At 67.8% G+C, this 13,735-nt stretch carries 11 protein-coding genes; 3 read left to right on the forward strand and 8 right to left on the reverse strand.

Annotation, left to right across the window (positions count from 1 at the left end):
* Positions 1 to 4: 4 nt before the first annotated feature.
* From LzC2_RS07515 to LzC2_RS07540, 6 genes are all read right to left on the reverse strand, one after another.
* The gene (locus tag LzC2_RS07515) at positions 5 to 1,885 is read right to left on the reverse strand and encodes a sulfatase (protein WP_171185423.1); all 1,881 of its coding nucleotides are present in this window, start codon (positions 1,883 to 1,885) and stop codon (positions 5 to 7) included.
* A gap of 137 nt (positions 1,886 to 2,022) precedes the next feature.
* Positions 2,023 to 3,099: a hypothetical protein gene (locus LzC2_RS07520; RefSeq protein WP_171185425.1), complete on the reverse strand. Its 1,077-nt coding sequence runs from the start codon at positions 3,097 to 3,099 to the stop codon at positions 2,023 to 2,025.
* A complete protein-coding gene (gene guaB, locus LzC2_RS07525) occupies positions 3,032 to 4,558 on the reverse strand; it encodes an IMP dehydrogenase (RefSeq protein ID WP_171185426.1) in 1,527 nt (508 codons plus the stop codon). The genes LzC2_RS07520 and guaB overlap by 68 nt, the downstream gene beginning before the upstream one ends.
* 81 nt (positions 4,559 to 4,639) lie before the next feature.
* Positions 4,640 to 5,266, reverse strand: a complete 627-nt coding sequence (locus LzC2_RS07530) for a hypothetical protein (RefSeq protein WP_171185428.1) — start codon at positions 5,264 to 5,266, stop codon at positions 4,640 to 4,642.
* Positions 5,266 to 6,225: a 16S rRNA (adenine(1518)-N(6)/adenine(1519)-N(6))-dimethyltransferase RsmA gene (gene rsmA, locus LzC2_RS07535; protein ID WP_246254847.1), complete on the reverse strand. Its 960-nt coding sequence runs from the start codon at positions 6,223 to 6,225 to the stop codon at positions 5,266 to 5,268. The genes LzC2_RS07530 and rsmA overlap by 1 nt, the downstream gene beginning before the upstream one ends.
* A 112-nt stretch (positions 6,226 to 6,337) precedes the next feature.
* On the reverse strand, positions 6,338 to 6,973 hold the full coding sequence (locus LzC2_RS07540) for a riboflavin synthase (RefSeq protein ID WP_171185432.1): 636 nt from the start codon (positions 6,971 to 6,973) through the stop codon (positions 6,338 to 6,340).
* Positions 6,974 to 7,119: 146 nt separating this feature from the next.
* Between LzC2_RS07540 and LzC2_RS07545 the strand changes: the two genes are divergently transcribed.
* The 3 genes from LzC2_RS07545 to LzC2_RS07555 all read left to right on the forward strand — a co-directional run bounded on the left by LzC2_RS07545 (position 7,120) and on the right by LzC2_RS07555 (position 10,054).
* The gene (locus LzC2_RS07545; RefSeq protein ID WP_171185434.1) at positions 7,120 to 8,046 is read left to right on the forward strand and encodes a hypothetical protein; all 927 of its coding nucleotides are present in this window, start codon (positions 7,120 to 7,122) and stop codon (positions 8,044 to 8,046) included.
* 34 nt (positions 8,047 to 8,080) lie between these two features.
* On the forward strand, positions 8,081 to 9,049 hold the full coding sequence (locus tag LzC2_RS07550) for a hypothetical protein (protein ID WP_171185436.1): 969 nt from the start codon (positions 8,081 to 8,083) through the stop codon (positions 9,047 to 9,049).
* Between the two features lie 81 nt (positions 9,050 to 9,130).
* Entirely contained in the window at positions 9,131 to 10,054 is a 924-nt protein-coding gene (locus LzC2_RS07555) for a hypothetical protein (RefSeq protein ID WP_171185438.1), read from the forward strand.
* 89 nt (positions 10,055 to 10,143) lie between these two features.
* Here LzC2_RS07555 and LzC2_RS07560 read toward each other — a convergent pair whose 3' ends face one another.
* Entirely contained in the window at positions 10,144 to 11,196 is a 1,053-nt protein-coding gene (locus LzC2_RS07560; protein WP_171185440.1) for a nucleoside hydrolase, read from the reverse strand.
* A 71-nt stretch (positions 11,197 to 11,267) separates the two neighbouring features.
* The gene (locus tag LzC2_RS07565) at positions 11,268 to 13,325 is read right to left on the reverse strand and encodes a PAS domain-containing sensor histidine kinase (protein ID WP_171185442.1); all 2,058 of its coding nucleotides are present in this window, start codon (positions 13,323 to 13,325) and stop codon (positions 11,268 to 11,270) included.
* Positions 13,326 to 13,735 lie beyond the last annotated feature (410 nt).

The raw sequence follows: 13,735 nt of genomic DNA on the forward strand, positions 1-13,735 counted from the left end.
ACCGCTACCGCGACTCGTCCGCAACCGCGAACGCCCGCGCCGAAGGCGGCGCCGGGCGCCTCCTTTCCGGGGCCATCTCCGGGTAGCTGACGAGGTAGCGATTCTCGTCGATAAAATTGAAGACATAGTGCGTGGTCCCGTCCGGCAGCGTCGCCTCGGCGCGCTCGCCGTCGAGCCGGGCGGGCAGGCGATACCACTCCTCGTATCGCTCCCCGCCGTTGTTCGTATAGAGCAGGTCGACTTGGACGACGTCCGCCCCGCGTTCTTCAAACGTCGCCCACACGACGTTTCCGTCCCGGCCGTGGTCCAGCGGACGGCAGACCTTCTTGCGATTCGCCCCCGCCCGCGGGGCTTGGGGATTGAGATACGGCGGGCTGGCGTTCATCTCGTCGAGGCGCCGCTGAAGTTCCGCATTCATCGCCGCGGCCAGCTCCGGCCGCTCCGCAGCGAGGTCGCGGGCCTCTTCGATGTCGACGCGGTTCCCTCGCTCGTCGTAGAGTTCAAACAGGTCCAACCCCTCCTGCCCCGGCAGCAGCGCCTCGTTCCAGTTGCGGATCAGCTTTTCCCCGCCGATCCGAATCGTGGACTGCATCGAACTGTGCGGAAAGTGCCAGACCATCGTCTCGCGGGGGACGCCGTCGGCCTCCCGGATGACGGGCCGATCCGCCGGGTCCGCCGCTAAGTAAGGGGCGAGGCTCACGCCGTCGAGCCGCTGCGAGGCCGGCCGTTCGGCGCTGGTCCACTCGAGAATCGTGGGATAGAAGTCGAGGCCGTTGACCATCGCGTCCGAGACCGCGCCGGCCGGGATCCCGGGACCGCGAACGATCAACGGCACCCGCACGCCGCCCTCCTTGGCATTAATCTTGCCTTTATCGAGCGGCCGATTGTCCGTGATCTCCTCGCCGGGAACCCGCTCCATCCCGCCGTTGTCGGAGGTGAAGATGACGTAGGTGTTTTCGGCCAGCGTATGCCCCGGCCGTCGCGGGTCTTCGGTCTCGTCTAAATAGCTGATCACCTCGCCGACGTAGTGATCGAGCATCTCCACCATCGCCCCGTAATACGGGTTCCGCTGTCCCTCCAAGAGCCATTCGTCCGGCTCCGTCGGGAACGGAACGTTCATCTTCTCGCAATACTTCCGCAGCAACGCTTCGGAGCGGGTATGGATCGGCGTGTGGACCAGCCAGGTCGCGTGATACAGAAAGAACGGCTCCGCTTTGTGCGTCCGCAGGAACGTCAGCGCGTCCTCCGTATTCTGATCGAAGGGGAAGCCGTCTTCGTCCAGGCGATACGGGTCGTTCTCGTCGGCAGTCGCGAAGTCCGTCAGGCGATGCGGACGCTGGGGCACGGTCGCGCCGCGGTCGGCGCGGGTGAAGTCGAACCCCTGATCCGCCGGCTGCGGGAAGGCGTTGTGATTAATGGCGACGTGCCATTTGCCGACGTGCCCGGTCGTATAACCGTGCGGCTTCAACGCCTCCGCGATCGTGACGTCGCTGAGCGGCATCCGCCCGCTGTACCAAGGCGAAATCAACGGCGAAGCGGCGACGTGCGGCGCCGGCGGGGCGCCGCCGACGACATGCGTTTTCTGCGCGCGAGCCGGGTGCGTGCCGCTGAGGATCGCGGCCCGCGACGGGGCGCAGGTCGGGGCGGGCGAATAAGCTTGCCGGAACAGCGTGCCCCGGCTCGCCAGCCGGTCGATATTCGGCGTTTCAAACGGGCACGGCTCGTCGACGTCGTAGCAGCCGACGTCCTGCCAGCCCAGATCGTCGACGAGGATGAGCACCACGTTGGGTCGCGGCGCCTCCTCGGCGCCGGACGCCGACGGAGATCCCGCGTAGCTCAGAAGAATCGCGAACGTCGCGACTTGGATATGGTCAGCAACCGACATATTTCAATTCCGCGAGCACAGTGAAACCGCTCTTCACTGTGACGCGGCGCCTCGGACGCGGCAACCAAGCCGAAGCGCCGAATCGGGGCGGCGGGTCGGGGCGACGGTTGATCGCCCCGACTCGAACATCGACTCCGTTACGGCAGGATCAACGCCACGCCGCTGACCGCGGCGGCCTGCACCAGCGCGGCTTTCGCGTTCAACGGGATCTGATAATGCAGCTTCGGAGCGCAATCGCCGGGGCGATAATAGCCCAGCGGCGTTTCGCATTTGCAGGGCGGGTCGAGCGCCATCTGATACGGCAATCCGATCAGTTGCGTGCCGAACTTCGCCACGGAGGCCGCCGGTTGCAGCACCCCGTGATGATGGCCGTAACGCTCCAGATTCACGTCCTGAAAATAGAGTGGGTTATACGTGCTGTTCGGCGCCGCCCACCGAAACGTGACGGGCACGACCGGGCGGTGGCGATAGAGATCGGTCGACAGCGGCGTGACCTCCGGGCAACGGGTCGAGGCCCGTCCTTCTCCGGCCTCGGCCCCGGGCGGACAGCCTTCGGGACGGGGGCAGAGGTTGCGGCAGGGGTCGTTGGGATCCGGGTTCGGGTCGTAGGCGCCGAACGGCAGGATCGACCGGATCGCCGTCAGGTCACGCACGTCGCGGATCGTGCGGCCGACGGACGACGGCGAAGGCGCCCGCTCGTCCTCGTTCCCCGTATTGAAATCGAGGTTCAGATCGTCCGGCAGTCCCAAGTCGTCCAGACCGAGATCGTCCAGGCCCAGATCGTTCAGATTGAGGCCTCCGGGAGACTGTTCGCCGGACGGCTGCTGGACGGACGGCTCGGCGTCGGCCTCTTCCTGCTGCCGAATCATGGAGACGGCCGGGGCGTCGTCCCGCAGTCGGGCCGGCTCGTGCGAGAGCAGCTCGGGGGTCGTGCCGTCGGCGGTTCGCCGGACGGCGCCGGGCGAACCGGCCTTCCGCCAACGGCTCGCCTCTTTTTGCAGCGCGGCGGCGGGGTCGCGGTGACGCAGGCGATTCAAGACCTCCGCCCCGCGATCGACGGTCGCGGACACGTCGTTCGTCGGCGGTTCGCCGGCGAAACAGGGACTCGCCGCCGCCAACGCCGCGGCGGCGACCAGCGACGCCCGTTTAAGCCGGTTCGGCGCCGGAATACTCCGCGGAGTAATTGGGCGCTTCTTGAGTGATGGCAATGTCATGCGGGTGGTTTTCCCGGACGCTCGCCGCCGAGACCCGCAGGAACCGGGGCTTGGTCCGTAGTTCGTCGACCGTGGCGCAACCCAGGTACCCCATCCCCGCCCGCAGACCGCCCACCATCTGATACAGGAGGGGCGCCAGCGGACCGCGATACGGCACCCGGCCTTCGACGCCCTCCGGAACCAGCTTGCGCGTGCCCCCGGCGGAACCGTCGTCACCGCTCCCATCGGACGAACCGATCGTCTGGCGGTAGCGGTCGGCGCTGCCTTGCTGCATGGCGCCCAAACTGCCCATCCCGCGATATCGCTTAAAACTTCGTCCCTGATACAGAATCCGCTCGCCCGGGGATTCGTCCAGACCGGCCAGCAGTCCGCCGAGCATCACCGTGCTCGCCCCCGCGGCCAGCGCCTTGACCATGTCGCCGGAATAGCGAATCCCGCCGTCGGCGATCAGCGGCACGCCGGTTCCCGCCACCCCCCGCACCGCCCCGGCGATTGCGGTGAGTTGGGGCACCCCCACGCCGCTGATAATCCGCGTCGTGCAGATACTCCCCGGGCCGATGCCCACCTTGACCGCGTCCGCCCCGGCGGCGGCGAGGTCTTTGGCGCCCTGCTCCGTCGCCACGTTGCCGGCGATAATATCGATGTCGTGCCGCTTCTTGAGCTCGCGGACGGTGTCCATCACGTTCTTCGAATGCCCGTGGGCGCTGTCCACCACCAACACGTCGGCGCCGCGACGGATGAGTTCCGCGGCCCGTTCGTAATCGTGCACCCCCACCGCGGCGCCCACCCGCAATCGCCCGCGGTCGTCCTTGCAGGCCCGGGGATAACGGCGGTTCTTATCGACGTCTTTGATGGTAATGAGGCCCCGCAGGCGGAACTGATCGTCCACCAGCAACAGCTTTTCGACCTTGCTCCTCAGCAGGATCTGTTGCGCCTGCCGGAGGTCCGTTTCCGGCGGGGCCGTGACGAGGTTCTCCTTCGTCATCACCTCGGAGATCCGCACGTCGGCGGTATCGAGGAACCGCAGGTCGCGGCTGGTGAGGATGCCCCGCAGCTTGCCGGGACCGCCGTTCGGGTCGGCGTCGACGATCGGCACGCCGCCGATATTCCGCTCCGCCATCAATCTCTTGGCGTCGGCGACCGTGGCCTCCGGCGGCAACGTGACGGGATCGACGATCACCCCGTGTTCGCTGCGTTTCACCCGATCGACCTCCAGCGCCTGCCGATCCAGCGTGAGGTTCTTATGAATGATGCCGATACCCCCCTCCTGAGCCATCCCGACGGCCATATCGCTTTCGGTGACGGTGTCCATCGGCGAGGAGAGCGCCGGCAGGTTCAGCGTGATGCGCCGGGTGAGCGGACTGCTGACGTCGCACTCGTTCGGCATCACCTCGCTGTAGGCGGGTTCCAACAGCAGGTCGTCAAAGGTCAGCCCCTCGGCGGCGATCCGGTCTTGCATCGGGTGGGAAATAGAAGGTTAAAGTAAAATTGAAAGGAGTTTCCCGCTTCGCCGTCGCCGAGAGGCGGCGCGACCGGGCCGCTATTCCGTGTCCGATTTGTCTGTCGCCTGCTCCTGCATCGCCGTGCCGGTGCGTTCGGCGTAACGGGCGACGGATTCGGTGATCGTGCGGATGTGCGCTCCCGCGAGGTGGCTCACGTCCCCGCCGGATCGAATCGTGATCCATCGGTCCGAAACCGCCATCACCCGACGCGGCGGCCCGTAGAGCGACCGGGGGCCGACCGAAGCGTTCTGCACGGCGCCCCGTAATTCCGTCCTCAGACGGCTCTGCCTCTGCATCGCCTCACGATCAATCTGGCCGTTCTCGTCGCGCAGGGGCTCAAAGATTTCCGACGGATTGCGTTCTCGACTGCCGCGCGTCGCCTCGTTCAACAGGTCGAGGAGTTCGTCGGACGAAGCGTCTTCGGGCAGTTCGAGACCCAATTCCGCCGCCAACTCGGTCGCCTTGTTCAGGGCGTCCTGACGATACCGGGCGTCCTCCGCCTGGACTCGCTCGGCCTCCCGGGCGGTCAAGACGCGGAGCGTCGTCACGCCGTCTCGACTGGCGATCCGCACGAAATCCCCCGCAGACACCACCCCGCCGAACGGCGGCGGTTCGGCGGCGGGCGGTTGAACGCAGACGGCGGCGAGCAGCAGGGGCGCGAACATCACTCTTCCTCGGCGGCGGCGGGGGACGGGACGGGGGCGGCCTGCTTGGCTTCGATCGCGTGATAAAACGCGTTCCCTAATTCACGCAGCTGCGTCGGATCGAACGCCTCGGCGCGGGCGTTGGGTTCATAACCCTCCGCGGCGAGCAGGGCGTCGACCTCCGGCTTATCAAGTTGCTGACGGTACATCCCGCACAGCACCCCCCGCATCAGCTTGCGGCGGTGGTGGAACAGGCGACGCAAGAAGTCTTGAAAAAACCGCAGATCCGCGATCTGCTCGCGGGCGCGGGGGTTCGGATTGAGACGGATGACGGCCGAATCGACCCCCGGTCGCGGCCAGAACACGCTGGGCGGGATCTTCTTGAGGATCTTCACCCCCGCGAGGTTTTGAACCCATGCCGAGAGGGCGCCGTACGACCCGCCGCCGCCCCCGCCGTCGCCGGCCTCGCCGGGACGGGCGGCCATGCGTTGGGCGAGTTCGTATTGAATCATCGCCACCATCCGGCTCCACGGCAGATCGCTGCCGGCGAGGTTGGAGATAATCGGCGTGGCGATGTTATACGGCAGGTTCGCGACCAGCTTGAGCCGCGGCGGTTCCTCCGGATTGCGGGCCGCCAGCGTGTCCAATTCCGCCCGCACGGCGTCCAGCACGATCGGCGAGATGTTGTTTTTATTTTTGAGGGCGTCCGTTTGCAGCAGCGTGACGTTCTCCCGCCCGGCGAGCTGTTCGGTCGCCATCCGATGCATTGTTTTATCGACCTCCACGCTGACCACCGCGGCGGCCCCGTCGGCGAGGAACGCCGTCATCCCCGCGGTCCCGGCGCCCACTTCCAAGACCACGTCGCGGTCTTTTTCGAGATGCGCCTCCCGGACGACGAAGTCGAGGATATTCAGGTCGATCAGAAAGTTCTGACCCAGATCGGTGCGCGGGTGCAGCCCGTGTCGCTTGAACAGCGACATGAGATGCGTGCGGGTCTGGCGGCGGGCGTCCGGCAAAAGCTGGGGGAGGAAGAAGGAACGAGGGGGTGACGGAAGTGTTCGCCGTCCTCCTCAAGAGGACGGCTGAGGACGGCTAACGGGGCAGATGCGGGGCGAGCATCTTCCGCACGTATTTCCCGAGGATATCGGCTTCGAGGTTCACGTGGTCGCCGACGGTGCGGTCGCCGAGCGTCGTTTCGCTCAAGGTGTGCGGGATGAGGGCGACGAAGAACCCGGCCCCGTGCGGTTCGCAGACGGTCAGGCTGACGCCGTCGACGCAGACGCTGCCCTTGTCCACCAGCAGTTCGGCGATCGCGGGGGGCACGTCGAAGTGCATGTGCAGCCACTCGCCGTCGCGCTCGAGCTTCGCCACCGTCCCCGCCGCGTCGACATGGCCCTGCACGACGTGGCCGCCGAGCCGATCGCCGGCCCGCAGGGCGCGTTCGACGTTCACCCGCCCGCCGGTTTCCAGCCGGCCCAGATTCGTGCGGGCGAGCGTTTCGGCGCCGGCCTCGAAGGTCCACCGATCGCCCGGAGCGTCTCCGTCGGCGATCTCCACGACCGTCAGGCAGCAGCCGTTGAGGGCGACGCTGTCGCCGAGCTTCACGTCCCCGGCGAGCGGTTCGCCGCGACCGTTCTCGGCCGGCAGGGCGAGGGTCAGGCTTACGTCCGAACCGCGCCGTTCCAGCAAATGGACGACGGCTTGGGCTTCGACGAGGCCGGTAAACATGGAATCGGGCGGGGCCGCCGCAGCGGCATCAGGATCAAACCGCCAGTGTGCCGGTCGATCCGGGGGCCGTCAACGGGCGGCGCCGACACGGTTCGGGCCGTACGATTTGGGCGGTCTGTTCAACGACGAGTTGGGAGGTTCCCACCGTGCCCCGTGCGTTCGGCGTACTCCGTAACCTTGCCCGCGTGTGCTATGTGCTGGCGACGCCCGCCGCTGTCATGCTCGCCGGGCTGGGATTGGCGTTCGCTGCGGCGCCGCCGTACGACTTCGCCCGAGAAGATCCACGTCACCTTTGGAGCGTTTGGGAAGGGAGTAACGGCAGAGACAGCCTGAATTCGATCTCTGCCGAACGGGTTCTCGACACGCCGTGGCAGTGCCGACGACTCCGCCTGTTTTGGAGCACAGAAGCTGGGCCCGCCGGCTCCGCAGAAGCGTTCGATTGGGAACCGGCGCCCGGGCTGTTCTTAATGCGCCATGGCTACGGCGACCGTGAGTCTTCCGAGTACGGAGATGTCCTGTTCGCCGCGGTTGGAGGGCAATGGTTAGTAGCGTGGGTCGTTCCCCTGACCGTGGTCTGGATCGTGTGGGCGTGGAAGACAGGCCGGTTCGCTGTGCGAGACACTGACCGTCCTCCTGTGGCCTGGCGCGGGGCGGTGCGGCCGTGGGTCGCCGGTCCGGCGGCGCTGGGGGCGCTCTGTTTAGCGGTCCCGTTCGATGGGTTCGCCCGCGACGAAGACCGTTTTGCGGCCGAGGTCCGCCGAGACCCTTACGTTTCATGGCACCCACGGGCGTTGTGGATCGCGTGGGAGACCGACTGGTTTGAGCCGACCACTTCCTCCGATCAGTCACCCACCGCGCCGTTGTTCGGCAGTCGGCGGTGGGGCGTGACGGCCGAACGGTCTATAGCGAAACCATCCTTCACCAACATATGGTTCTACGACGATGCCGTGACGCAGTGCCGATGGACGGCCGCTATCAGCCTGTGGTGGCTCGCGGCGCCGTTAGCGTTGTGGAGCGGCGGCAGTCTGTGGCGGTCGAGCCGCGTTCCCACTTCTGCGGAAGCGACGGCGTAGGATAGTCACCCCCTGCATCACTGCGAGAACCGCCATGTTCGCCCTCTTTCGATCGCTCAACCGGGCGGGCGGCGTGCTGTGGACGCTGCTGTTGCCGGCGACCGTGTTGCTGGCGGCGCTGGGGGCCGCGTTCGTGATCGCTCCGCCGGTCTCCTTTCGAGAGGACGCCGGCGAACGCATGCAAAGCGTCGTCCCCCGCGTCGATCGGGAGAGCGATCAACTGCGGATCTCGGCCTCCCTCGATGCCGCGGACACGACCTTCCCCCAGTTCCTCGAAGTCTCGCTGATGCGCCGGGTCCGGCCGTCTCCCGTGAATACCGTGCTCACGGAATGGGAGCCGGCGCCGGGAGTCCGCTACGTCGCGCGCCTCTTGCAGGGACGGCAGATTCGCATGCTGAAGATCAACGTGGGCTGGATCGTCGGGTGGGCGCTCGGGCTGAGTCTGCTGTGGTGGGGGTGGGCCGCTTCGACGGGGCGGTTCGCCCGATCGCTGGACGACCGCTCGCTGAACGACGGCTCGCTGGATCACGGGGGGCAACGAACCGGCCGCTGGACGGCGCTGCGACGGGCGGCGCGGCCTTGGCTCGCGGGGTTTGCGCTGGTCGGGGGGCTGTGCCTGCTCGCCCCGTACGGCTCCGGCTGGGAGGACCACTCTTTGAAGGCCGAGGTTCGCCGCGATCCGCACACCCCGCTGCACCCGCGCGTGCTGTGGGTCGCATGGGAACGGGACAATCCGTCGGCGCCTCCGCAGGGCACGCCCCTGTTCTGGGCCCACGGCAGCGCCCCCGCGGAGCCGCTGTGGTTCGCTCGGGAATGGGGCCTGCGGGTGGAGAAGGCCCGCATCGCCCCGCCGATGGGCTGCTCCGACCGCGACGCCTCCCGCGGCGGGCGCCCACGGATCGCGGCGGCGATCAGCCTGTGGTGGTTGGCGGCCCCGTTGGCGCTGTGGAGCGCTGGCAGCCTATGGAATTCGCGATCCACGTTCTCGGCCCCCAAAGGCTGAGCAGCCCCGGGAAGTCGTCCCCGGACGCGGGCATGTAGGATTGAGGGGTCGCTATTCGGTCGCGTCTCCGCAGGAACCGTCATGGTCGCTCCGCTTCGCACGCTGCTTCGGGCCGGCGGTGCGCTGTCGGTCCTGTCCCTGCCGGCGATCGTCGTGCTGGCGACGCTGGGAGCGGGCTTCGCGGCGGCGCCGGAGATCCGATTTCTACACGACGACCCGCTCCGGCTGATGAGCACGGGCTTCGACAGCGACGAACACCGCACGCCCGTAACGGTTGCGGTGCGACGGACGTTTCCAGAGCCGCTTCACCGACATTCGATTTGGGTCCGCCGGACCGTTCCCGTCGAGCCGTCCGCCTCGGACGCGGGCGAAGGGTGGGGGCCGGCGCCGTGGTTCGCGGCGTACCAATCCTGGGAGGAGGCCCGCCGCCTGCCGGACGGGACGACGGAGGGTCCGACGCGGACCACGTTGGCGACCGCGAGCGTCGGCGGGCTGCTGATCTGGGTCGCCGGGCTGACGGCGCTGTGGCTGCCGTGGGCGTGGCGGACGGGGCGGTTCGCCCGGCTGGAAGCTCCGTCGTTCGGTCGGCGGGCGGCACTGGGGCGAGCGCTCCGCCCGTGGGTCGGCGGGCTGGCGGGGCTGGGGGCGCTCTGCCTCGCGGGAGGGCCGCCCGAACCGAGGGGCGACGACCGCACGGTCATGGCCGAGGTTCGCCGCGACGACCACGTCTCGCTTCACCCCCGGGCGCTGTGGGTCGCGTGGGAAACAGAGGCCCCGCCGCACGGCGGCGGGGCCGCCCGCACGCCGTTCGGCGGACGGGATTGGGGCGTAACGGTCGAGCGGACCGCGACCCTGTGGGGCTTCGCCGGACGATCGGGCCGCGATCAGGCGATCGGTCGGCGGCGGTGGACGGCGGCGATCAGTCTGACGTGGCTCGCCGCGGCGGCGGGGCTGTGGTCCGCGGTCAGCCTGTGGCGGTCCCGGCGAGCCGGGCCGGACACCTGATACCGGCAGCCCGAGGCGCGAGCCGAGGTTGTGGGGCGTGGACGACGTCGCCCGGCCTCGGCTCGCGCCTCGGGCTGCCGGGCCTGCACTTATCGGGGCTTGGGCGACTGTGATTGAACGGCCGGTTCGCGGGTCATCAGTTCGTTCATCGCGTCCCGCACGTCCTTTTTCTCAACGCCGTCCGTGAACTCGAGCAGGCGGTGGCGGGGGTCGTTCGGCTCGCTCCGCCACGCGTTCGTGCCGTTGGGGAAGATCTCGTTGAATCCTTCCTCACGCACCGTCCAGAACGGGGCGTCGGGGCGAACGGCGTACAGCACGACGATCGGATCCCAACTCGGCCGGGCCGGTTTGTCGCCGAGGTACAGCTTGTAGGCCCTGCGGACCGGGTTCTCCGCCGGCGTGGAGGAGAGCGTCCCGCCAGTCAGCACGTCCTCGCCCAGCCCGCTGAACAGGATCGGCGTGGGCCAGTCGCGGGCGGCGGCGACCGCGGAGGACGGGTCCGGTTTGAAATTGCCGTACACCCCGGGATCGCGGTGCTCCGGGTAGCGGCCGCCCATGCAGACCCACAATCGCACCTTCGCCTTCACTAATTCCGGCCCGGACAGCGGGCTGAGATCGTCCGGCTCGCTGGCCAGCAGATCGCGGAGGTTCGTCAGGTAACCCACCGACGCCACCACGACCCCGCCGGCCGGGTCGTCGGCCACGTCCGGGCGGGCGGCGAGAACCTCCCGATAGACCCGCACCGCGTCCGGGGCGTCGGCGTTCGTTTGGAACCGCGTTCCCCGAGAGACGCTGGGGTACGTTTCGGCGATCTGTTTCGCGTACCGCGAACCGCGATCGATCGCGGCGCCCTCCCCTTTCGGCACGCCCACAGGCAGGTCGGGACGGCCGTACCAGCCGTTGAGGGCCGCGGTGCACGGGCCGGAGTACGGGAACTTCGAACTGACCGGGGTGGCGAGAATCGTCGCTTCGCCCGCGTCCGCCAACGCATGCAGCATCGCGAGCGCGCCGACGTCGTCGCAGTCGGTGTCCATATCCGTGTCGAAGATCATCGGCACGGGCGGCGACGAAGCCGAATCCGTCGGCGCCGCCGAAATGGCGGCCGGCAGCAGGGCGAACGCGAGGGCGAAGGAGGCGGCCAAGGGCAGGCTTTCGTGAAAAAGGCGGGGCGAATGCGATCCGACACGCCTTCCAACGACCCGTCAGGCAGCCGTCAGGCGTCGCGGCTGTCGAAGTGCGGAAAGGTGCAGACCACCCGCGTGCCGCCGCTGTCCGGCGATTCAAACCGCAGTTGTCCATAGACCGCCTGGGCGCGGAACTGCATCGCGGACAGGCCGATGCCCGCATCCGGATTCTCGGCGGCCTGCTCCGCATCAAAGCCGACGCCGTCGTCGGCGATGATCAGAAAGGCGCGGTCGGGGCCGTCGTTCGCGAGCGTCACGTGAACATGCTTGGCCTTCCCGTGCCGAACCGCGTTGCTGAGCGCCTCTTGGGCGATGCGGTACAGATGGTGGGCGACGCCGGGATCGTCCACCGCGACGGGGCCGTCCGGCGTGAGGAGCTCGCAATGGGCGGCGGTGATTTCCGTGGTGAGGTTCGCCAGCCGACTCAATCCCTCCGCCAGCCCGCCGCGATCCGGGTCCAGCGGCATCAACCCATGAGCGACGCCCCGCAGATCGCGGGCGGCGCCCTGGACGGCGTCGGCGATGCTGTCCACCACCTCCGTCACGTCCTCCCCCTCCTCCGCCTGCAACTTCAACATCCCGCACAGCATATTCAACCCGGCCAATTGCTGGGCGACGCCGTCGTGCAGATCGCGGGCGATGCGGGCCTGCTCCCGAGTTTGGGCGGAGAGCACCTGTGATTCCAACTCCCGCCGGCCTCTTAAATCGCGGAGCGTCGCGGCGTAGTGGGTGGGCGTTCCGTCCTCGCCGCGAATTGCGGAGACGTCCCACTCCACCACCAGCGACGTGCCGTCGGCCTGTTGAATCGCCGCTTCTCCGTGGTATTTCCCCTCCTGTTTCAGCGCTTGCCGCATCCGTGCCGGGGCGTCCGGGTCGGTGCGGGGGCCGTTCAATGCGGTCAATAATTCGCCGGTCAACTCTTCCGCACTACGTCCCGCCAACGCCGCCGCCGCCGGGTTGGCGTAAAGAATGTAGGGGCCGGGCGGATCGACGTCGGGACTGAGGATCAGGGTCGGTACGTCCGTCTGCTGCACGGCCGACCGCATCAGCAGACGTTCCGCCTCGAGAACGTCGAACTCCGTCAGATCCTCGGCGGTGTAACAGAACCGCTGCGGGCCTTCACGACGGGAATCGACGGAGACCGCCGAGACCGCCAGGTGCCGCCGTTCCCCATGCACCAGCTGATCCAACCGGGTTCTCAACGGCTCGGCGCCGGCCTCGCCGGAGGCGATTTGATCGAACGCTTCGTTGAGCCAGTCCGTCAGCGGCGCCGGCACGCCGAGATCGCCGAGCGATCGGCCCACGCAACGCTTCACCATCTCGTCGGGACTCAGGCCGGGGTCCACGTTTCGCAGCAGCAACCGCGCCGCCGACGGATTGACGCGCAGATGTCGGACGGTTCCGTCGTCGGTCCGTTCGACCAGCGACAACGCGACGGGGCTGGAGGCGAAGGTGGCGTTGAGAGACGCTTCGCTGCCGCGGAGCCGTTCGATTAGTAACTCGCGCTCGGTGACGTCGTTCTGCACCCCGACGAAAAAACGCGACTTGCCGTTCGTCTCCTCCACCGGGGACAGATACAGTTCGTTGCGAAATTCCGTCCCGTCCTTCTTGAAATTCCGCAGCATCAACCGGACATATTGTTCGCTGCGAATCGCCTCGCGCATCTCCGCGCGGTTGTTTTCGTTGCCCGTCTCGATCCGCACGCCGTCCTTGAATTGCAGGAAGCGACAATCGCGATCGAGGATTTCCTCCGGTTCGTAGCCGGTGAATTCGCAAAAATACCGATTGACGTAGATCAGCGGCGTCTCCCCGTCCTCGCGCTTTTCCGAGAGCGTGATCATCGTGTTCGCCGCGTTGATGACCGTGGACAACAACGCACCGCGGTCCGCTTCGGAGACCGTCTCCGACCAGTACCCCTGCTCCGAATTCTTCAGCCGCTTGCCGTCGCGAATGGAAGAATCGTGCCCCGGCTCGTTCGCCCGGGGATCGACGTCCCGACTGTTCAGGCTCCGCTGAACGAACTCCGTGTCCGTTTGACTGATCGGGTTGTGTTCTCGCATGGCTTGGGGCGGGTCAAGCGCGGCCATGACAGACGTGCGGCGCGATAAGGGCGGGGGAATAGCGAAATTCATGGGGGCGGCGACCCCGACCGACCCATGGGGGGCAATCCCGGGCGCAACCCTAGCGATCGTATCCCTCCGATCCGGGGCGGCAACAGGCGGCGTCCCTCCGCTCAACTCGCCCCGCCCCCGGGTGTCCGACAGCCCGGGAGACACTTATTCTGACCGCGGCCCCCTACCGCTTCAACGCCGACTGCGCTGGATGCCGATGACTTCGCTCGCTTCCGCCGCTCGTCGATCGACGCCGCTCGCGGGGATTCTGGCGGGCGTGGGACTGTGCGTGGCGTCCATCGGCGCCGTGCCCGTCGGCGCCGCTCCGCCGCCGTTTCTCCCGCCGCCGGCGCCGATGGACGCCACGCACAGTCCCACGCCCGCCA

Source organism: Alienimonas chondri (assembly GCF_013036045.1).
Taxonomy (GTDB): Bacteria; Planctomycetota; Planctomycetia; order Planctomycetales; family Planctomycetaceae; genus Alienimonas; species Alienimonas chondri.

What these genes read in the sequence shown, in the direction of transcription:
- rsmA (WP_246254847.1), bottom strand. Translation starts at nt 6,225, where the DNA reads ATGTCGCTGTTCAAGCGACACGGGCTGCACCCGCGCACCGATCTGGGT.
- LzC2_RS07565 (WP_171185442.1), bottom strand. Translation starts at nt 13,325, where the DNA reads ATGGCCGCGCTTGACCCGCCCCAAGCCATGCGAGAACACAACCCGATC.
- guaB (WP_171185426.1), bottom strand. Translation starts at nt 4,558, where the DNA reads ATGCAAGACCGGATCGCCGCCGAGGGGCTGACCTTTGACGACCTGCTG.
- LzC2_RS07515 (WP_171185423.1), bottom strand. Translation starts at nt 1,885, where the DNA reads ATGTCGGTTGCTGACCATATCCAAGTCGCGACGTTCGCGATTCTTCTG.
- LzC2_RS07520 (WP_171185425.1), bottom strand. Translation starts at nt 3,099, where the DNA reads ATGACATTGCCATCACTCAAGAAGCGCCCAATTACTCCGCGGAGTATT.
- LzC2_RS07540 (WP_171185432.1), bottom strand. Translation starts at nt 6,973, where the DNA reads ATGTTTACCGGCCTCGTCGAAGCCCAAGCCGTCGTCCATTTGCTGGAA.
- LzC2_RS07555 (WP_171185438.1), top strand. Translation starts at nt 9,131, where the DNA reads ATGGTCGCTCCGCTTCGCACGCTGCTTCGGGCCGGCGGTGCGCTGTCG.
- LzC2_RS07530 (WP_171185428.1), bottom strand. Translation starts at nt 5,266, where the DNA reads ATGTTCGCGCCCCTGCTGCTCGCCGCCGTCTGCGTTCAACCGCCCGCC.
- LzC2_RS07550 (WP_171185436.1), top strand. Translation starts at nt 8,081, where the DNA reads ATGTTCGCCCTCTTTCGATCGCTCAACCGGGCGGGCGGCGTGCTGTGG.